This window comes from Paenibacillus sp. FSL H8-0548 (assembly GCF_038630985.1).
Taxonomy (GTDB): Bacteria; Bacillota; Bacilli; order Paenibacillales; family Paenibacillaceae; genus Pristimantibacillus.
The window spans coordinates 3,323,260-3,342,360 of the sequence record NZ_CP152049.1; the positions used below are offsets into that span (position 1 = coordinate 3,323,260).

Annotated in this window: 16 protein-coding genes and 1 riboswitch; of the genes, 15 read left to right on the top strand and 1 reads right to left on the bottom strand. The window is 48.1% G+C overall.

What is annotated here, in order from left to right:
* Nucleotides 1-53: 53 nt before the first annotated feature.
* From MHI37_RS13805 to MHI37_RS13820, 4 genes are all read left to right on the top strand, one after another.
* On the top strand, nt 54-1,781 hold the full coding sequence (locus MHI37_RS13805) for a DAK2 domain-containing protein (RefSeq protein ID WP_083676099.1): 1,728 nt from the start codon (nt 54-56) through the stop codon (nt 1,779-1,781).
* A 35-nt stretch (nt 1,782-1,816) separates the two neighbouring features.
* Nucleotides 1,817-2,671 carry a DegV family protein gene (locus tag MHI37_RS13810; RefSeq protein WP_076335373.1) on the top strand — a complete coding sequence of 285 codons (855 nt, stop codon included), beginning with the start codon at nt 1,817-1,819 and terminating at the stop codon, nt 2,669-2,671.
* Nucleotides 2,672-2,678: 7 nt separating this feature from the next.
* Nucleotides 2,679-4,730: an ATP-dependent DNA helicase RecG gene (gene recG / locus MHI37_RS13815; protein ID WP_076335470.1), complete on the top strand. Its 2,052-nt coding sequence runs from the start codon at nt 2,679-2,681 to the stop codon at nt 4,728-4,730.
* A gap of 70 nt (nt 4,731-4,800) precedes the next feature.
* Nucleotides 4,801-5,088, top strand: coding sequence for a stage VI sporulation protein F (locus tag MHI37_RS13820; protein WP_076335372.1), 288 nt, complete (start codon nt 4,801-4,803; stop codon nt 5,086-5,088).
* Between the two features lie 40 nt (nt 5,089-5,128).
* On the opposite strand, the gene MHI37_RS13825 is transcribed toward MHI37_RS13820, so the two are convergent.
* Nucleotides 5,129-5,824: an SOS response-associated peptidase gene (locus tag MHI37_RS13825; RefSeq protein WP_076335371.1), complete on the bottom strand. Its 696-nt coding sequence runs from the start codon at nt 5,822-5,824 to the stop codon at nt 5,129-5,131.
* 183 nt (nt 5,825-6,007) lie between these two features.
* Here MHI37_RS13825 and MHI37_RS13830 point away from each other — a divergent pair, with 183 nt between their 5' ends.
* The 11 genes from MHI37_RS13830 (at nt 6,008) to MHI37_RS13880 (ending at nt 19,101) form a co-directional block, all read left to right on the top strand.
* Nucleotides 6,008-7,300, top strand: coding sequence for a DUF2515 domain-containing protein (locus MHI37_RS13830; protein ID WP_076335370.1), 1,293 nt, complete (start codon nt 6,008-6,010; stop codon nt 7,298-7,300).
* A gap of 655 nt (nt 7,301-7,955) precedes the next feature.
* On the top strand, nt 7,956-9,209 hold the full coding sequence (locus tag MHI37_RS13835; RefSeq protein ID WP_256709931.1) for a DNA polymerase IV: 1,254 nt from the start codon (nt 7,956-7,958) through the stop codon (nt 9,207-9,209).
* Nucleotides 9,206-9,688 carry a hypothetical protein gene (locus MHI37_RS13840; protein WP_076335368.1) on the top strand — a complete coding sequence of 161 codons (483 nt, stop codon included), beginning with the start codon at nt 9,206-9,208 and terminating at the stop codon, nt 9,686-9,688. Before MHI37_RS13835 ends, MHI37_RS13840 begins: the two co-directional genes overlap by 4 nt.
* 282 nt (nt 9,689-9,970) lie before the next feature.
* A complete protein-coding gene (gene cysK, locus MHI37_RS13845; protein WP_076335367.1) occupies nt 9,971-10,906 on the top strand; it encodes a cysteine synthase A in 936 nt (311 codons plus the stop codon).
* 157 nt (nt 10,907-11,063) lie between these two features.
* Nucleotides 11,064-12,611, top strand: a complete 1,548-nt coding sequence (locus MHI37_RS13850; RefSeq protein WP_076335469.1) for a spore germination protein — start codon at nt 11,064-11,066, stop codon at nt 12,609-12,611.
* Between the two features lie 20 nt (nt 12,612-12,631).
* The gene (locus MHI37_RS13855; protein WP_076335366.1) at nt 12,632-13,840 is read left to right on the top strand and encodes a Ger(x)C family spore germination protein; all 1,209 of its coding nucleotides are present in this window, start codon (nt 12,632-12,634) and stop codon (nt 13,838-13,840) included.
* A gap of 17 nt (nt 13,841-13,857) precedes the next feature.
* On the top strand, nt 13,858-14,949 hold the full coding sequence (locus tag MHI37_RS13860; protein WP_076335365.1) for an endospore germination permease: 1,092 nt from the start codon (nt 13,858-13,860) through the stop codon (nt 14,947-14,949).
* 234 nt (nt 14,950-15,183) lie between these two features.
* Nucleotides 15,184-16,608 (top strand): glycosyltransferase, encoded by a 1,425-nt coding sequence (locus tag MHI37_RS13865; RefSeq protein WP_076335364.1) that lies wholly within the window; start codon nt 15,184-15,186, stop codon nt 16,606-16,608.
* A gap of 60 nt (nt 16,609-16,668) precedes the next feature.
* A riboswitch (TPP riboswitch) is annotated at nt 16,669-16,777 on the top strand.
* Nucleotides 16,778-16,950: 173 nt separating this feature from the next.
* A complete protein-coding gene (locus tag MHI37_RS13870) occupies nt 16,951-17,976 on the top strand; it encodes an ABC transporter substrate-binding protein (protein WP_076335363.1) in 1,026 nt (341 codons plus the stop codon).
* 59 nt (nt 17,977-18,035) lie between these two features.
* Nucleotides 18,036-18,338, top strand: coding sequence for an MTH1187 family thiamine-binding protein (locus MHI37_RS13875; RefSeq protein ID WP_076335362.1), 303 nt, complete (start codon nt 18,036-18,038; stop codon nt 18,336-18,338).
* Complete coding sequence (locus MHI37_RS13880; protein ID WP_076335361.1) at nt 18,328-19,101, top strand: ABC transporter permease; 774 nt, start codon at nt 18,328-18,330, stop codon at nt 19,099-19,101. The genes MHI37_RS13875 and MHI37_RS13880 overlap by 11 nt, the downstream gene beginning before the upstream one ends.

The following is a 19,101-nucleotide window of genomic DNA, read 5'->3' on the forward strand; positions in this document are numbered from 1 at the left end:
GAGGGGACAAATCGTTGAGTAAGCGTTTTATAAACGGATCGGATTTTACCGCAATGGCACTGCTCGGCGCGGATTATTTACAACGAAACGCTGAGCATGTCAACGCATTGAATGTATTCCCAGTGCCAGATGGCGACACGGGAACGAACATGAACTTAACGATGACCTCAGGCGTTCGCGAGCTTCGCAGCAAGCCGTCAGACAGCATTGGGAAAGCGACAGAGGCCTTGTCGAAAGGGCTTCTTATGGGCGCTAGGGGAAACTCTGGCGTTATTTTGTCACAGCTGTTCCGTGGTTTTTCGAGATCGCTTAACGGCCTTGAAGAAGCAGGAACGGCGCAACTGGCCGCTGCTTTGCAGCATGGTGTTGACCTTGCCTATAAAGCGGTTGTGAAGCCTGTAGAAGGAACGATTCTTACTGTAGCGAAGGAAGCTGCGAAGCACGCTGTTCAGTATGCACGCAGAACAAGCGATGTTATTGACTTGATGCGCGAGGTTCACCAGAAGGCTGATGAGGCTTTGCAGCGTACACCTGATTTGCTCCCTGTGCTTAAGCAGGTAGGCGTGGTTGATTCAGGCGGACAAGGTCTTGTATACATTTATGAAGGCTTTGTACGTTGTTTATTGGAATTGGATGGACAGCTCGATTCTGATTCGCAGCAATCAGAAGCTGCACCGCCTGAGGAAGTAGCTGTTCCTATAGCCGCTCCTTCGATTCGAAAGCAAGAGCCAGCATCTGCTCAAGCACGATTGGCAACGGATGCCATTGAGTTTTTATACGATATGGAATTTTTTATCAATCGGAAACTTGGCGGAAATGTATCGGCATTTTTTGATGAATACGCTTACAAGAAGGCGCTAAGCAAAGATGGTGATTCCATTTTGGTTATCGCTGAAGATGATATTATAAAAGTTCATGTGCATTCCCGCAAGCCTGGCGATGTTCTTAATTTATCCCTTCCATATGGCGAACTGACGGATATTCATATTCTTAATATGCGTGAGCAGCATCGCGATCTGCTGGAGCAGGAGAAAACGGATTTTAGCATTGTAGACTTTTCCGCGGCAGAGCTGCTTGCAGGCGAAGCTGTACAAGGGATTCCGCCATCACAAGTGTTCGAATGGGCTCCATTTGGCATTATTGCTGTTGCCTTAGGTGAAGGAATAACTAATATTTTTCTGGAAAACGAAGTAGACACCGTTTTATCGGGCGGTCAGACGATGAATCCCAGCACGGAGGATTTTGTGAAGGCAATCGAGTCGTTGTCGGCGGAGCATATCTACATACTGCCTAATAATGGAAATATTATTTTGGCTGCAGAGCAGGCTGCAGAGCTGAGTGAGCGTAGGGTTACGGTTATTCCAACGCGTACCGTACCGCAGGGCTTAGCTGCGGTTCTAGCGTTCAAAGAGGATGAAACAGCTGAGCGTAACAGCGAATGGATGAAAAATGCAGCGGAGCAAGTCGTCTCCGGACAAGTAACGAAGGCTGTACGAGATACAACGATTGAAGGCGTAGCTATACGTGAGGGCGATTTTATCGGGATTAAGGAAAAATCAATCGTTGTGTCTAACGCTAGCTTGCAGGCCGCTTGCCAATTGCTTATATCCAGCATGCTGGATAATGGCGGTGATTTGCTAACGATACTTACGGGCGAGGAAGCTGATTCTGTTGAAACGACTTCGCTTTATGAATGGATTCAGGAGCAATATCCAGAGCTAGAGCTTGAATTGCAAAAAGGCGGACAACCGCTTTATCCTTACGTTTTTGCATTAGAGTAGCTTGCATTCTTGTTTAGCTTGGGAGGGGTTTGGACTTGGGAAAGGTTAGAATTGTAACGGACAGTACAGCGGATATACCGCCAGAAATAAGAGAACGACATGGCATAAATATGGTGCCTCTTAAGGTGTTGTTTGGCGAGGAGACGTTTCAGGATGCTGTAACGATAACTCCAGATCAATTTTATGAGAAGCTGACGAGAGTCACTGCGCTTCCTACGACATCTCAGCCTTCGCCTGCGGAATTCTCGGATGTGTATGAGCGTTTGCTTGCTGAGGATGCGGATTCGCCGATTATTTCGCTTCATTTGTCTGCAGCGCTTAGCGGGACTTACCAATCAGCTTTCATTGCGCGTTCTATGCTGGAGAACGAGGCGGATATTACGATTATTGATACGAAATCGGCCTCATACGGCTTCGGAATGCGTGTCGTAAAAGCAGCTGTGATGGCTGAGGCTGGGGAATCGAAGGAACGGATTATTGAAGAAATGGAACGGCTTGAGCGCGATACAGAATTGTATTTTTTTGTGGACACGCTGGAATATTTGCAAAAGGGAGGCCGAATTGGGAAGGCTGCTGCATTAATCGGTTCGATTCTGAATATTAAGCCGATTCTTTCACTGGACCCAGACGGCGTTGTACTCGCTGTAGATAAGGTGCGCGGCACAAAAAAAGCGATGGCGCGTATCGTCGAGCTTCTGAAAAAAGAATACGGGGATGAGCCTGTTGGCATGACGATGGCGTATGCATCCAGCAAGGATTCGGCGGAGGAGCTGTTTAAGCTTCTCAAAAGCGAGTTTAATGTGCAAGAGGTTGCATGGACGACGATAGGTGCGGTTATTGGCACGCATACTGGGCCTGGGGCATCCGCTGTGTTTATGTACAGGATGTGATCGGATGATGAAGCTGGATCAAATGTCAGTTCGGCAAATCAAAGGCGTGAGTGCTCCTAAGGAAAAGGAGCTTCACGCCTTTGGCGTTAGCACAGTTGCAGATATATTGGATTATTTTCCGTTTCGCTACGAGGATTACCGTATTCGCGAGCTCACAGATGTGAAGGAAGGCGAGAAGGTTACGGTGCTCGGGCATGTCAGGGGTGTCCCTGTATTGCAGCGTTATGGTAAAAGCAAATCAAGATTGACCTGTAAGGTTGAGGTAGGTCAATGGTTAGTTAGTGCCGTTTGGTTCAATCGCCATTTTCTGCAGGATCAGCTTGTCATTGGGCGCGAAATCATGCTCACAGGGAAATGGGAGCAGCAGCGCATGCAAATGACGGTATCGGACTCGGAGTTTCCTGGCAGCGGAGGAGCGGCTAAGTCGGGAACGCTGCAGCCTGTGTACTCGGTCGGCGGGAGCATCACGCAGCCGTGGATGCGGAAGACGGTGCGGCAAGCGCTGACGCAGTATGGGACCATGATTGAAGAGCTGCTGCCGCAGGAGCTTGTCCGTCAGCATGATCTGATGGTAAGACGTGATGCGGTTCAGCGAATTCATTTGCCGGAGGATACGAGAGAAGGGCAGGAAGCCCGCAGAAGGCTTGTGTATGAGGAGCTCTTTCTGTTTCAGCTAAAGCTGCAGGCTTATCGTGCTCTTAATCGGAAACGAAATGACGGCATTGCACATCGAATTGAAAGTGAGACGGTGCGCCAGTTTGCCGCGACACTGCCCTTTGAGCTGACTGATGGGCAGAAGAAGGTTGTCAATGAAATATGCGTCGATATGAGAAGACCCTCTTGCATGAACCGTCTGCTGCAGGGCGATGTTGGCTCTGGTAAAACGGTCGTCTCAGCTATTGCCCTTTACGTTGCGGTTAAATCTGGCCATCAAGGGGCATTGATGGTGCCGACCGAAATATTAGCGGAACAGCATATGCGTTCACTAACAAAAATGTTTGCCGATTTGGGCATTCAGGTTGCTTTGCTGACAGGCAGCCTTACGGATCGCAAGCGTAGGGATTTGCTAGCTGGTTTGCAAATGGGCCTTATCGATATCGTTGTTGGCACGCACGCGCTTATTCAGGAGGACGTTTTTTTTCGAAGCCTCGGTCTTGTGGTCGTGGACGAGCAGCATCGATTTGGTGTTAACCAACGGAGTGTGCTGCGCCATAAAGGGATGAATCCCGACGTTCTTACCATGACGGCTACGCCAATCCCGAGAACGATGGCCATTACGGCCTTCGGTGATATGGACGTGTCGACCATTCGCGAGCGGCCGCATGGCCGCAAGCCGATTAAGACGTATTGGGTGAAGCATACGATGATGGAGCGCGTGTTTGGTTTTATACGCAAGGAGGCTGGCAAGGGGCGACAGGCGTATATTATTTGCCCGTTGATTGAGGAGTCGGAGAAGCTCGATGTGCAAAATGCGATTGATCTCTATGTGCAGACGCAGCAAACCTTCCCTGATCTTCGTGTCGGCTTGCTGCACGGAAGGCTGAATGCTTCTGAGAAAGAAAGCGTAATGGGTGCTTTCGGTGCAAATGAGACTCATGTGCTGGTGGCGACGACAGTCGTGGAGGTCGGTGTGGATGTTCCTAATGCAACGCTCATGATTATTATGGACGCGGAACGCTTTGGCTTGTCTCAGCTGCATCAGCTGAGAGGCCGAGTTGGACGTGGGGAGCATCAATCACATTGTATATTGGTGGCTGATCCGAAATCAGAAACGGGCCGTGAGCGGATGAAGGTTATGACGGATACGGATGACGGCTTCGAGGTTTCGCGGCGCGATCTTGAAATACGCGGTCCTGGTGATTTTTTTGGCACAAAGCAAAGCGGTCTTCCAGAGTTTCGTTTGGCGGATATGGTTGCCGATTATGAGGTACTGGAAATCGCAAGGGAGGATGCGGCGGAGCTTACGGATCGTGATGATTTTTGGTCTAACGAGTCTTATGCGAGAGTACGCAGCGTACTGCAGAAGGATCAATTTTTTCAAGGAGAACAGCTGGACTAGGCAATAATTTCCACTTGGCGGCATATAGTTAAACAATGTGATTGGATCGCCAGATGGAGGTGTCAGGGCAGTGAGTTACCAAGACTATGGAATTCGGCCGCAGCTGGTCGAACGCGTCAAATACAAATTAAAAAACCCAATCGTGAAGGATCGTGTCAGACAACTGCTTGGAAATGTGACGAAGTATGATTTGCAGGATCGGCCAAAGGTAAGGAAGCTTGTGAAGGCAACGGCCGTTATTTTGCAGGAGCAGCTTACGGATACACAGGAGGACCAAATTGTCGCCTTCGTGATGGGGCAAAAAATTGATCCCAATAACACTTTTCATTTATTGAAGCTGTGGGGGATGTTTCGCTGACTGTCTACGGTCAGCGATTTTTTTTTTTGGCTTGCTGCGGCTACCAAAGCTCAAGCTGCTCGTCTACCGTATAAGGCTCGATAAGGGATGGCTCGTCGTTACGAACACTGCCTACTGCAGTGGAAACAGGATAGGCTTCCAGCTCATTCGGGTGATAAGGGGTCATTAACGGCATAAGCAAAGCGTTATCTGTTACGGTGCGACTTAGCCATAGCTGTTCATCCTCGGGACGTAAAATGACCGGCATACGATCGTGGATCGGGGCAACAAGCTCGTTTGGTGCAGTCGTTAATATTGTGCAGCTGTTTATTTTAGTTCCATCAGGAGAGAGCCATGTTTCGTAAAGCCCTGCCATACTGAAGATTGTACGGCTTTTCAGTACGATACGCATGGGCTGCTTGCCGCCAGCCGTCGTTTTCCACTCGTAGAAGCCGTCGGCTGGGATCAGGCAGCGTTTGCTCCGCAGCGCCTTCTGAAAGGCGGGCTTGCTTGCTGCGGTCTCCGAGCGCGCGTTAATCATTTGAAAGCCGATTTTCGGATCGTCTGCCCATGGCGGAATAAGACCCCATTTCAGCTCTCCTAAACGATTGGCTTTCCCGTCATTAATGATCGCTAACACCTGCTGACTTGGAGCTACGTTGTACTTCGGGCGGTGAAACGGCATCATTGTCTCCTCGATCATATATCTGACCATAAGCTCCTCCAGCGTGATAGTAAGCGTATATCTTCCACACATAATTCTCTTCTCCTTTCCTTTCTCCTGCTTCTATCATTCTATTATATATCGCAGCTAGCCGCAGCGCATATGCTGTTTACAAAGTATGACAATGTGTATTGTGGTGGATACTGGTTTATATAGGCTTGTCAGCTATGCTTGGTTTCATACACAGGCAATGACGTTGATTAAGGAGCGTTTACGATGAGCAAAAAGAATGGGGTTCGGACAACTCGCCGTTCAATCGGCTACTGGTTGCAGCAGCTGCTGGCGCTTCCTGGCGCGGCATTTGAGTATGCTATAGGGAAATGGGCAGCGCTAAGCGCGTCAAGTGAGATGCTTTCCGAGGCTGTTCCGCTGCAGCTGTCTTCCTCTACTGTAGCAAAGCTAACGTATGCTTGGTCTAAGTCGAGCGCAGCATCCTATCATGAGGCAGCAAGCAATTGGACGCAGGCTGAGCTTTCATTTATTGAACGCATTCGCCTGGAGATTGCTGCTTGCAACCGCAATAATGTGACTCGTACAGAGGCTTATCGCGACGTGTATTTTCGAACCCCAGAGCTGCATTGGGCGCTGCTTGCCCATATGGTATCGCGTAATGGCGGCTGGAATATGACCGATTTGCAAGGGGAATGGCTGCCGTGGCTGCTCGGCAAGGAGCAACGCGTCGCGGTATTCGGTTTTTTGGAGCAGGCTAATGCACTTATTTTTCAGGATGCGTATCCTCAGCTGCTTTTATATGAATGGAGCAGGAGAGAGGGGAGGAGCTTGTTTCATTTGCTGCCGGCCTTTGGGGTATCCGTGTTCATGCTCCCGGTTTGGAAGCAGTTTTGGCGTGATGGCGAGGCTGCTCCGCTTACAATTGCTTTAATTGTGAATGAGCAGCATTATATCGAGCAGCGTGTTGTCCAGCATCCTTATTTTCGCGAAAAAGTGCTGCACACCTTATTTTTTGGACTGCAGTCGCTGCTGCAGCTTAATGGCGTCATTTTCCCCTATGGAAAAGGGAAAGCGAAAGGGGAGGGAATGGACGCTCTGCGACTCTCGGGACTTATTCTGGAACGATTTGAAAGCTTGCAGGAGCGAATTGAATTAGGCAAGCGTCTGTATGCGATGCTGTTCGGTATCCCGCGTGTATATGACGGTGTAAGATGCTTTGCAGCCGCTGTTAAGCATACTGGCTCGCGTGCGGACTACGCGCCGCATATATTCGCGAGTGTTCGTCAGAAGCCGCCTCAGCGCGTCTATACTGAGCGGCTGCTAGGCGGGCGGCTGAAGCCTGAAGCGGAGCCGATCTATAGTCCGGAGCTGGGCGCTGCATGGGGCGACCAGCCGCTAGAATCTCCTGAGCCCGGCGACTGGTTTGTGTCGACTTCAGACGTAGTTCCTTATTTTCAAAAGCTGCCGATGCCGCATTCCTTTGAAATTACGAATGAATACGGACTAATGCTGAATAAGATCGAGCTGGCGGTACTAGCCATGATGCGAGGCAAATAAAAGACTGATCCTTCTTAAGGATCGCGCTTGCAGCCAGATTCTTTGATTTTCTAAGACATTTAAAGGTAAGAATAAGGGACTATAAAGGCGAACACTTCGTTTCTCTAGAACGATCTTCTCGCATCGCTACATCTTCATTTTTATAGATTAGACTCCAATACGCAGCTAACTTTGCAGCATCGTTAGCTGCGTACCACCCGAAATTCGCTGCATCATACACCAGAGTCCCTCGCTAATTGAAGAAGAAGCCTAGACTGCACTTCGTGCAATAGAAACCTCACATGAGAGCTGTTTCAGACGGCTACATTGTACTATTGCAGTAGAATGAGCTCCAAACCAACGAATATCGCCCTATACTAGGTAATCTACTGCACAAACTGCAGTGTACTTGCCCTAGTCAGGCTAGTAACTTCGATTATGTTGTACAAAAGTGCAGCGTAGCCTCGTCCTTTAGCGCTATTTCATAAATGAACCAATTCCACTAGTTCGCCTAACCTATGAACGGGAGAAGGGAAAATAGAAACTTAAGATAAGCCAGGCAGATTATGAATCAGAAAAAATACCTTAACTGGAGGATTTAACCTTTGCATTACGAACATACATTCGGTATATAATGAAAAGAGAACATATATTCGCATTTGTTGGGGGTGTCATTGTGGTGCCTGTAATAATGTTGGCGGATTGCCAATCGTTTTATGCATCAGTCGAAAAAGCAGCGCGCCCAGAATATCGGGATAAACCGCTTATTGTTGCCGGAGATCCCGCGCGCCGATCAGGGATAGTACTTGCAGCATGTCCGATAGCGAAACAATTCGGTATAACGACGGCAGAAACATTGGGGGAAGCTTTGGGGAAATGTTCTGATGCAATTGTTATTCGCCCGCATATGCAAACCTATATCGATGTATCCCTTATGATTACAGAGATCTTTGAATCGTTTACAGATTTGGTGGAACCATTCTCAATTGACGAGCAATTTTTAGATGTTACCGGCTCTATTTCCTACTTTGGATCTCCAGAGGAAATTGCACGACGAATTCAAATAAAGGTGATGATGTACACAGGAGTTTGGATAAGGGTGGGCATAAGCTCAACAAAGGTATTAGCCAAAATGGCCACAGATATCTGGGCCAAGAAAAGTGAAACGGGTATTTATACATTATCCATGAGTGACGTCGAGAGCCTTTTGTGGCCTCAGCTTATAAATAAAATGTTTGGTGTCGGCTCACGAATGACAGCACACTTTAACCGAATCGGAATTACTACGATCGGTGATATAGCCAGACTTCCACTCGCTGAGCTTAAGCGCAAAATGAGAATTGTTATGGGGAGAAATAGTGATATTCAAGCAGAACTATACTGGCAAACAGCAAATGGTATAGATTCCAGTATGGTCACCCCAAGCACATATGATCATCAGCAAGCCATCGGACACCAGATGACATTGCCGTGCGATTACAGCCGCAAGGAGGACATTGATGTCATACTTCTTGAACTAAGTGAGGAGGTCTGTCGGCGTTGTCGGGCAAAAGGCTACATGGGGCAAGTTATTTCAGTAGGCGCACAAGGAGCTGATTTTGACTTGCCTACTGGCTTTCACAGACAAGTCACCGCTGTTGATCCAACTAATATAACCAATGAAGTATTTGAGATTGTCCGTAAGCTGTTTTATACCCACTGGGATGAACTTCCTGTTCGAAAGCTTGGGGTAGTGATGTCAAAGTTAATTAGTGATAATCAGTACCAGCTCACACTTTTTGGAAACAGGGAAAAAGCGAGGAAGTTAGAGCGGGCTACAGATCAAATTAAATGCCGCTACGGAGGAACAGCAATCTTGCGTGCATCATCTTTATTGGGTGCTGCGCAGGCTCTTGAACGTAGTGCGAAAATCGGGGGGCACTATAAGTGAGCAAAAAACTTGAGGGTAACGGCCGTTGGGAATCCAGTCGAATGATGCTTCCAGAACATAGGGAACAATATTTAAGTCGGAGGCACGGACATCAAGAGCAAGTAAAGACGGCGTTACCGAGTAAGGAAGAACTTGAATTAGTACGGGATTTTGTTCTACTTCCTATGATGCTAACAATAGTTGATAAAAATAGTACTGAGGTTGGACTCTCCTCCTACTCACTAAAAAATCTTTATATAAAAGCTTCCCAAGCTCTAATGATACGAATTCACGCAGATCTAAGCGAGGTAAGGAAAAAAATGAAAGTAAGAAACATTAAAGTATTCGAAGAAGAGCGCGTGGACAGTGCTATCCATTATCGCTTTGTTTGCCGAGGATATGAAGATACGTTTGCAATGATGCGTGATGTAGCACGAGCGGAAATAAGTGTGCGGATTTCAAGGTATGTATCTGATATGTTTAGACATAATGAGAAGTGAGTCTATTGTATGGAAAGTGGCCGGTCACAGGCCACTTTTATTAGTGAATTATTTATTCCAGAATTTCTTTGCATCGAAAGGCTTTGCGTTCGATAGGCAAGTTTATTCTCGTTATATACGGAACTTACGCTCTTATCCTATGATTTTTTTGTGGTTATTTTTGATAACAGCGGGTCAGAGGAGCTGTAGAGGATTCGCTATTGTATTTACTCCACGCAGCTGATATGGTAAGGAAATAAACCAACTGAGGAAGTTGGAATTAATGTTACTGGAGGGATCGTATTGACCCAAATTGCTAACAATTTAACGGAGCTTGTTGGAAATACACCACTTTTGGGACTTAATAATTTTATGAAGCAGCAGCAGGTTGAAGCGAAGCTTATTGCGAAGCTAGAATACTTTAATCCAGCTGGAAGCGTTAAGGATAGAATTGGCGTGGCCATGATAAAAGATGCGGAAGAGAGAGGCCTTATTAATCAGCAGTCTGTTATTGTGGAGCCTACTAGCGGGAATACCGGCGTTGGTCTTGCCTTTGCGGCTGCTGCCCTTGGCTACCGATTGATCATAACGCTGCCTGAGAGCTTTAGTGTAGAGCGTCGCAAGTTGTTGCTTGCGCTAGGCGCTGAATTAGTACTTACTCCGGCCAATGAGGGAATGGCCGGCGCGATTAGAATGGCAGAGGAGATCGCAGCAGCTACACCTAACTCCTATATACCTCAGCAATTCAATAATCCAGCCAATCCAGCTATTCATAAAAAAACGACAGCGGAAGAGATTTGGAGAGATACGGACGGTGAGATTGACTTTTTTGTTGCGGGTGTCGGCACTGGAGGCACGATTTCGGGTGTGGGCGCAGCCCTTAAGGAGAAAAATCCAGCTGTAAGGCTCGTTGCAGTCGAGCCAGCTGATTCTCCCGTGCTCTCTGGCGGCAATAAAGGGATGCATAAAATTCAAGGGATCGGCGCTGGATTTGTTCCTGATAACTTTCATGAGGCCGTTGTAGATGAAATCATTCAAGTGAAGAACGAGCCTGCTTTTGAAACGGCTAGACAGCTTGCCAAAAGTGAAGGTCTGCTTGTAGGCATCTCTTCAGGCGCTGCTGTTTACGCAGCTCTACAAATTGCGAAGAGACCAGGAAATAACAATAAAAAAATAGTCGTCTTGCTGCCGGATACAGGAGAGCGGTACTTATCGACGGCTCTATATCCAGACGCATAAGACAATCGAACCAGGCAGCTGCAGCTAATATGCAGCTGCTTTTTTTTTATATTTTACACCGCCACAATGGTTTCAAGCACACTCCGAAATAATGCAGTACATATTTAAACCCATAATGCGCCAAAATAGAAGCAACATGGAAACGAAAGGTGCTATTATGATCCAACAAACCGCAGGAGCGCTAACGCCGTTTAGTCCATCATTACAAGCGAACGTTAATATGATTCGCGATCGTTTCGGAGGAAGCACCGATATTGTGATTCGAATATTTCGCAGCGATGCGGCTCCAGAGCGTGAGATTGCAATTATGTATGTAGAGGGCATTGTGGATTCGGAGACGATCAACAAAAGTATTATGGAGCCGTTAATGTCTATGCAGCTGCCGCCCCATACCTATATATTGGACGGCAAGCTGCTGGAAGCGCTTCGCAGTTGTGTTGTTTCCGTTGGATCGGTTAAGGAAATTACGGCATTAGAGCAAGCACTCCAGGATATGACAGATGGAGTATGCTTAATTATGGCGGACGGATGTGCTGCGGCATTAACAGCAGATGCAAGCGGGGGAGATCAGCGCGCAGTATCGACACCTCAGACTCAAACGGTCATTCGGGGACCGCAGCATGCGTTTGTAGAAAATCTTCGTACGAATATTAGCCTGATTCGGCGTATTATTCGATCCTCTGATCTTCATGTGCAGGTTCATAAGCTAGGTGAGCAAACCCATACGAATGTGGCAGTGTTGTATTTGCACGGGATAGCCGATGAAGGGGTTGTGAAGGAGGCATACCGCAGACTGGCAGCTATCGAGATCGATGGCGTGCTTGAGAGTGGATATGTAGAGGAGTTTATTCAAGACGAGACGTTCACCTTGTTCCCGACGCTCCTGAATACGGAACGGCCAGATACTGTGGCAGCGGCGCTGCTGGAGGGAAAGGTGGCAGTTATAGTCGATGGGTCGCCTATAGCGCTAATGGCTCCGACGACCTTTTTCACCTTTTTTCAATCGCCGGAGGATTATTACCAAAGGTTTGATATTGCATCGTTTGTTCGTATCATTCGTTATGTTGCCTATGTGGTTTCAATTATTTTGCCTGCCTTATACATTTCCGTTACGACGTATCATCAGGAGATGCTTCCAACTACATTGCTGATTAGTCTAGCAGCGCAGAGAGAAGGGGTTCCTTTCCCAGGCCTCGTCGAAGCGCTGTTAATGGAGATGACCTTCGAGGTGCTGCGCGAGGCGGGACTGCGTATGCCGCGTGCGATAGGGCCCGCGATTTCAATCGTCGGCGCGCTCGTGCTGGGACAAGCTGCGGTGCAGGCAGGCATTGTATCGGCGGGAATGGTTATCATCGTATCCTTTACGGCGATTTCAAATTTTGTCATGCCGGAATACAATATGGGGGCTACCTCCCGTATCATTCGTTTCCTCTTTATGATTATGGCGGGGATGTTCGGCTTTTTCGGCATTTTTATTTCGGTGCTGTTTATGTTGATTCACTTAGTGTCGCTGCGCTCCTTCGGAGTACCCTACATGTCTCCTATGGCCCCGAAGCCGACCAAGCCAAGGCTATGGAAAGATGTATTCATCAGGCTGCCATGGTGGGCGATTGTATTTCGTCCGCTTGATCTGGATCTGCGCAATCTTAAGCGGCGACCGAACGGGAAGAGGCCGCCGGCGCAGCGTCATTCGGATAAACCGTAACAAAAAAGGGAGGAATGGCTATGAATATTTGGAAGCTGCTGCTGCCGCTGCTCGTATGTGTACTGACTGCAGGCTGCTGGAACAGTGTGGAGCTGAACGATATTGCTGTCATTTCGGGAACAGGCATTGATTGGAAGGACGGCAGCTGGGTCGTTTCCTATCAGGTTGTCATGCCGCAGGTTATTTCCAGTCAAAGTCCGTCGAGCAACGCAGCGGCAGTCAACGTGTTTTCGACAAAGGCGGAGAGCTTTCGAGGCGCAGTAAGCAAGACCAGCCTGGAGATATCCAGACGTCTCTACTTCTCACATACTCAAATTGTCATCATCGGCCAGGAGGCGGCCCGCAAAGGATTCGGTTCGCTGCTTGATACCTATTTGCGCAATCATGATTCGCGTGAGACTGTCAGTGTATATTTATCGAAGGGAAGCGCGCGCCGCATGCTGGAGCAGCTCGTTCCGCTTGAAAAAATTCCAGCTGCAGCGATTCAGCGCATGACCATGAATGAGGAAATGAACAGCTCTACTTTCCGCGAAATGACGATACATCAGGTGCTGCTGGATTTGCTGGGTCCGGTGCATGCCACCGCAATACCAGGACTCGTCATTGCCGGGACGAATGAGAGTATAGATAGCACGGAGCAGCTCACTAGAACAAGTACACCCGCTAAGGTGAGATTATTTGATCTGGGGCTGATTTCGGGCGATAAGCTGATTGGCTGGATTAACAACGATGAAAGCGAAGGCGTGATGTGGCTATCCAATCATGTAAAGAAAACGACGATCCCCTTTACATGTGCGGAGAATGGGAAGGGACAGAGAGGCTCATCAGTTAGAATTACGCATGCGAGAACTAAGCTTCGCCCCGAGCCGGCGAACGGCAAATGGATTATGCATGTGGATGTGCAAGCAGAAGGAACTCTGCTCGAGTACGATTGCCAAGGCGATCTAGCAGATCCGAAGCAGGTCGAAGAGGTTGAGAAGCTCATCGAAGGCGAGATAACTGCCATTATGGAGAAGGGCTGGAAGGCTGTTCGCAAATATAAAGCAGATGTCATAGGCTTTGGGAGCGTCATTCATCAAAAATATCCGAAGCAATGGTCAAAAACAAGCGATAGCTGGTCGGAGCTGTTTCCAAGCACGGAAGTAAAGCTATCGATAAAAGTGAAGCTGAATTCAACGGGCCTGAGCGGAAGCAGTTTTAAGATGTCACAGAAAAAGCGCGGCTCATAAACAGAAAGGAGGAAGCTATGCAGCAGATCGGGAAAAGTCAGCTTTCTGTATTTATTATCGTTTTTTTGATCGGCAGTACGCCTTTGTTTGAACTAGGCATCAAGGCTAAGCAGGACGCATGGATCGCGATGATATTGGCTGCAATTGCCGGTCTGCTGCTGGCTGTGATGTATGTTCACATCCAGAAGCGTTCTCCGGAGTCCGAGCTGGCCGAGCTGTATATTATGCATTTTGGACGCTATCTCGGAGGGTTTGTTGGACTTCTATACGCTTTATGGTTCGCGTATGAATCGATGCGCAATGTACGGGACGTCGGCGAGCTAACCGTGATGGCACTGCTTACCTCTACTCCGAGGTGGATAATTATGCTGCTCATCATTAGCGTTGCCGCATACACGGTCAGCAAGGGACTCGAAGTATTTGTACGCGTCGTGCAGCTGCTGTTTCCAATTGCGGCGATCAGCTATGGTTTTCTTCTCGTGCTGCTGTTCATTACTCGATTGCCCCAAATTACAAATTTGCTGCCGATTTTAGAAAATGGGTTGCTGCCTGTCATGAAGGTGGCCTTCCCCGATTTGCTGTCATTCCCCTTTGGACAAATGGTCGTTTTTTTCGTTTTTTGGAAGCATGTAAGTGAGAAGAAAATAATTGGCCGAGTGTCTTATTGGGCCTATATCTGCGTATCCGTTTTCCTTATTCTTATGAATGTGCTCACGCTGTGTGTTCTAGGACCAGAGCTTGCTGCTCTTACAGCGCTTCCGCTGCTTGAGGTTGTGCAATTGATTAGAATTGCTAATATTTTGGAGCGGCTGGACGTTACGGTGACGCTGCTTTTGTTTATTGGTCTTTATGTCAAAATGACTGCTATGTATATGGCATCAGTATTCACTTTCAAGGCCGTAACCGGTATAGCCTATCGTTATTGCGTGCTGCCCATAGGAATTGTTATTTACGGAGCTTCCTTTCTAGAGACGAACAATACATATCACATGTGGATTGGACTTGAAATTACGCTGAAGTTCGTTCCTATATTTCAAATTGTGTTGCCGCTGCTTATGCTCATTGTGGGTATTCGGAAAAAATATAAAAGCAGCATTGCGGCCGGGTAGTTAGCTTCCCGTTTTCACCGAAACGGAAGTGGTGACATATTTTAAAATATAGGAAAGTATCATTTCGTCATACTTTCTCTATATTTCTCCGGAATGAAACACGCCACCGCCATAAGGCCGGCGACAGCCGTTTCACCTTGAAATATAGGAAAGCTGCGTATATTTCACCGCGAAACGGGCTTGTGCCGCCGAAGGACTGCGTAAGCCGTTTACGCTCGCTTGAGGAGGATACGCGTGAGCGATGACAAATGCATAACAAGCATAGTTCTCGTTACTTGCAATGAGCTTGATTACACGAAGCAATGCGTAGAGAGCATACAGCGGCATACGGAACGAGGCTCCTATGAGCTTATTATTGTAGATAACGGATCGATTGATGGTACTGTGCAATGGGCCAAAAAACAAGGCGGCATTCTTGTGATTGATAACGGATGCAATGTCGGCTCCTCTAAGGGCTGCAATATAGGGCTTGCTGCGGCCTCAGGAGAGCTTCTTATGCTGCTCAATCACGATATGATCGTAACGCCAGGCTGGCTGGACGGATTAAAGCGCTGCTTGCGGAGTGATGATCGGATTGGAGCAGTTAGCCCTGTAACGAATTCAGACTCGTATTGGACAGCTATAACAGTTCCCTACAAGACGATAGAGGAAATGGAGCTATACGCTTGTGCACTGCATGCGCTTCCCGATAAAGCAAAGTGGGAGGAGTGCATCAAGCTGGTTAGCTATTGTCTGCTGATAAGACGAGAGGCATGGGAGCAGGCGGGGCCGCTGGACGAGAGCTTCGATATGAGCGATTTTGAAGTTGATGACTACAGCTTGCGGCTGCGGCTGGCAGGCTATAGGCTAATGCTCGGTGGAGATACGTTCATACATTCGAGCGGGGAAAATACTGCGAGCTCCGCAGATCCAGCAGAGTTCCAGGAGAGATTTAAGGGGAATAGTAAAGTTTTTATGAGGAAATGGGGCTTTTATCCAAGTGATATAACGTTTATGCGCAAGGACATTAGTACAGTCATTCAGCGGGAATCCCATGAATATAAAAGGAAAGCCTGCTCGATCATGGAGCTTGGCTGCGGCTGCGGAGCTGCAGCTCTTTATTTGAAGAAGCCATTTCTTACGGCAAGATGGTACGGCGTGGAGCAAAATGAGCTGGCCGCGACAATTGCTGAAACTTCAGGAATGACCGTATTCCGCTCTAGTGAGCCGGAGGACTGGCTGCTGCCAGCAGAGGGGCTGGATGGCATCATCGTCAGTGATGCACATACTTACGGATCACCGGAGACGATGAAGCGGCTAGTTAGCCTGCTTAGGCCGGGCGGCTGGGTGGTTGGCTGCTTCGCGAACCGGCTTTATTTTGGCAATATCAGAAAATATTTAGATCCTATGAATGCAGAGGCGCAGCGCCAGGCAAGTATGCAATATACGACTCAGCAGCTCAACAAGCTTTACTTAATAGCTGGTTTTACTTTTGTGAAGGTGACGCCTACTGAGAACAAACCGCAGGAGGAGCTTGCTTATATTGGCCAGTTGGAGCAGCTCGCGGATGGGGTCATGGCAAGGGAGCTTACGGCCGACTATTTGCTGGCGTTTGGACGAATGCCTTATGCAGCCGAGGAACAGGGATGTCGTGAACATGAACCTATCTATCGGGACTAAAATTAAAAAATGAATTTGACTGTTTAAAAAAATGTCTGTATATTTACAGTGACATACAACTTAATAGTATCCGGGAGCTAGGAGCACCTAGCTGAGAGGAAAACTAATCTGTTTTCGACCGTACCTGATCTGGATAATGCCAGCGTAGGGACATAAGCTCTGTTGATAGGCATGCTCGATCAAAACGATCTAGACTTTGCCTGCAACAGCCAGCTGCGCAGCCAATGACATGGCGTCCTCCGAATCAGGAGGGCGTCTTTTTCTTTATTTTGCTGATCCGGATACTAATGAGGCATCGTCACCAGATACAAATTGAGGCAGTGAGAGGGGAACAAGGAGAACATGAAGCAGAGGAACGCAAGACAATTATCATGGAAGAGTGCCATGGCTATGCTCGTGCTCGTATTGGCGCTGGCAGGCTGCGGAGCAAATAACAATACGGCGCCGCAAGAAGCGGGAGCGGACAAGCCGCTTGCGAAGGTGCAGGTTGTGCTGGACTGGACGCCAAATACGAATCATACCGGACTTTATGTAGCTAGAGATAAAGGTTTTTTTAAGGAGCAGGGCTTAGATGTAGAAATTATTCAGCCCGGTCAAAGCGGTGCAGACCAGATGGTGGCATCTGGAAAAGCGCAATTTGGCGTAAGCTATCAAGAGTCGGTGACGATGGCTAGAATCGCTGGCGTGCCGCTCGTTTCGATCGCTGCGGTCATACAGCACAACACCTCAGGTTTTGCATCCCCGCTTGCGAAAGGGATCGATTCACCGGAAAAATTTGAAGGCAAGACCTACGGTGGCTGGGGTGCTCCGGTCGAGGAGGCGGTCATTCAATCACTGATGCTGGAAAAGGGAGCAGACGTCAGCAAAGTGAATCTGATTAGCATCGGCGACAGCGATTTTTTCTCAGCGGTGAAGCGCGATATTGATTTTGCTTGGATTTTTTATGGATGGACAGGTGTGGAGGCAGAACTTCGCGGTGAGAAGATCAATATGCTTTATTTGACCGATTACAGCGATAAGCTGGATTATTATACACCTGTGCTAACGACCAGCGAAGCGCTGATTAAGGATCAGCCAGAGCTGGTCAAAGCGTTCACTGCTGCGGCTTCCAAAGGCTATCAGTATGCAATCAGCAATGCTGCGGATGCTGCAGAAATTTTAATGAAAGCAGAACCAGACCTCAATGCGGACCTTGTACGTGCCAGTCAAACGTGGCTCAGCTCCAAATATCAAGATGACGCGCCGCGTTGGGGCGAGCAGAAGCTTTCCGTTTGGGAAAACTACGCAAGCTGGATGTACGCGCACAAGCTGCTGGAGAAGGAGCTTGAAGCAGACAAAGCGTTCACGAATGAGTTTTTGCCTGAGTAAGAGCAGATGAAGCGGGTTTACCGCCTATGATAACAACGAAGAGAAAGAAGGAAACCATAGTGGCAAACGCACTAGTAAGCATTCAAATATTGCCGACAACACCAGGGGGAGAGAGCGTACTTCCTTATGTGGATCGGGCTATTGAAATCATTAAAGCAGCAGGAGTACCATACCGCGTTGCACCGCTTGAAACGACGATGGAGGGTGAGCTTAGTCATCTGCTAAGCGTCGTGCAGTCTATGAGCGAGGCGATGACGGAGATGGGCTGTCCGTCTGTTATTTCACAAATCAAAATTTACTACAATCCAGCCAATGGAGCTTCGATGGGCAGGCTGCTGGAGAAATATCCAGATGGGCAATAAGAAAAGCGCTTGGTCGAAAATATGGCCGCCAGCAGCGCTGATGATTTTGTTGCTGGCTTGCTGGCAGGCTTTATTGGAGCTAGGGCTATTTCAGGATTGGTTGCTTCCATCGCCCATATCCATTGTGGAGGAGGCCATTCGGATTTGGCCTCGGCTAATGGAGCATACAGAGGCAACTGTAACGCTAACTTTGTTAGGTTTTGCAGGAGGAACAGCGGTGGGCTTCGTGCTCGCCGCTTTGCTGCATTTAATTCCTGGCGTACGAGGGGCGGTATACCCGCTGCTCGTATTGTCGCAAAACGTGCCTATCATAGCGATTGCTCCAATTTTGACGATGCTGTTAGGCTGGGGGCTGCTGCCTAAAGTTCTGTTAGTTATTATGGTTTGTTTTTTTCCAGTAACGGTAGCTATGCTGAGCGGTTTAATGAACACGGATGCACAGCTTCGCAATTATTTGCAAATGATCGGCATTCGCAAATGGAAGCTGTTTTGGCGCTTGGAGCTTCCTCATGCTGTGGTTCATGTATTTTCCGGTTTGAAAATTGCAGCCTCATATAGTGTACTAAGCGCGGTTGTGGCGGAGTGGCTCGGTACCAATAAAGGGCTGGGTGCATTTATGCTGATCTCCTCCAAAGGCTTTCAGCCGGATCGTGTGTTTGCCGCAGTTATTATTATCGTTACGCTCAGCTTAACGTTATTTGGACTCATTACTTTGTTGGAGCGTCTCATTATTCGCTGGCGTCCAGAGAAAGGAGGGAGCTAG

What these genes read in the sequence shown, in the direction of transcription:
- MHI37_RS13805 (WP_083676099.1), top strand. Translation starts at nt 54, where the DNA reads ATGGCACTGCTCGGCGCGGATTATTTACAACGAAACGCTGAGCATGTC.
- recG (WP_076335470.1), top strand. Translation starts at nt 2,679, where the DNA reads ATGAAGCTGGATCAAATGTCAGTTCGGCAAATCAAAGGCGTGAGTGCT.
- MHI37_RS13825 (WP_076335371.1), bottom strand. Translation starts at nt 5,824, where the DNA reads ATGTGTGGAAGATATACGCTTACTATCACGCTGGAGGAGCTTATGGTC.
- MHI37_RS13830 (WP_076335370.1), top strand. Translation starts at nt 6,008, where the DNA reads ATGAGCAAAAAGAATGGGGTTCGGACAACTCGCCGTTCAATCGGCTAC.
- MHI37_RS13850 (WP_076335469.1), top strand. Translation starts at nt 11,064, where the DNA reads ATGATCCAACAAACCGCAGGAGCGCTAACGCCGTTTAGTCCATCATTA.
- MHI37_RS13855 (WP_076335366.1), top strand. Translation starts at nt 12,632, where the DNA reads ATGAATATTTGGAAGCTGCTGCTGCCGCTGCTCGTATGTGTACTGACT.
- MHI37_RS13860 (WP_076335365.1), top strand. Translation starts at nt 13,858, where the DNA reads ATGCAGCAGATCGGGAAAAGTCAGCTTTCTGTATTTATTATCGTTTTT.
- MHI37_RS13870 (WP_076335363.1), top strand. Translation starts at nt 16,951, where the DNA reads ATGAAGCAGAGGAACGCAAGACAATTATCATGGAAGAGTGCCATGGCT.
- MHI37_RS13880 (WP_076335361.1), top strand. Translation starts at nt 18,328, where the DNA reads ATGGGCAATAAGAAAAGCGCTTGGTCGAAAATATGGCCGCCAGCAGCG.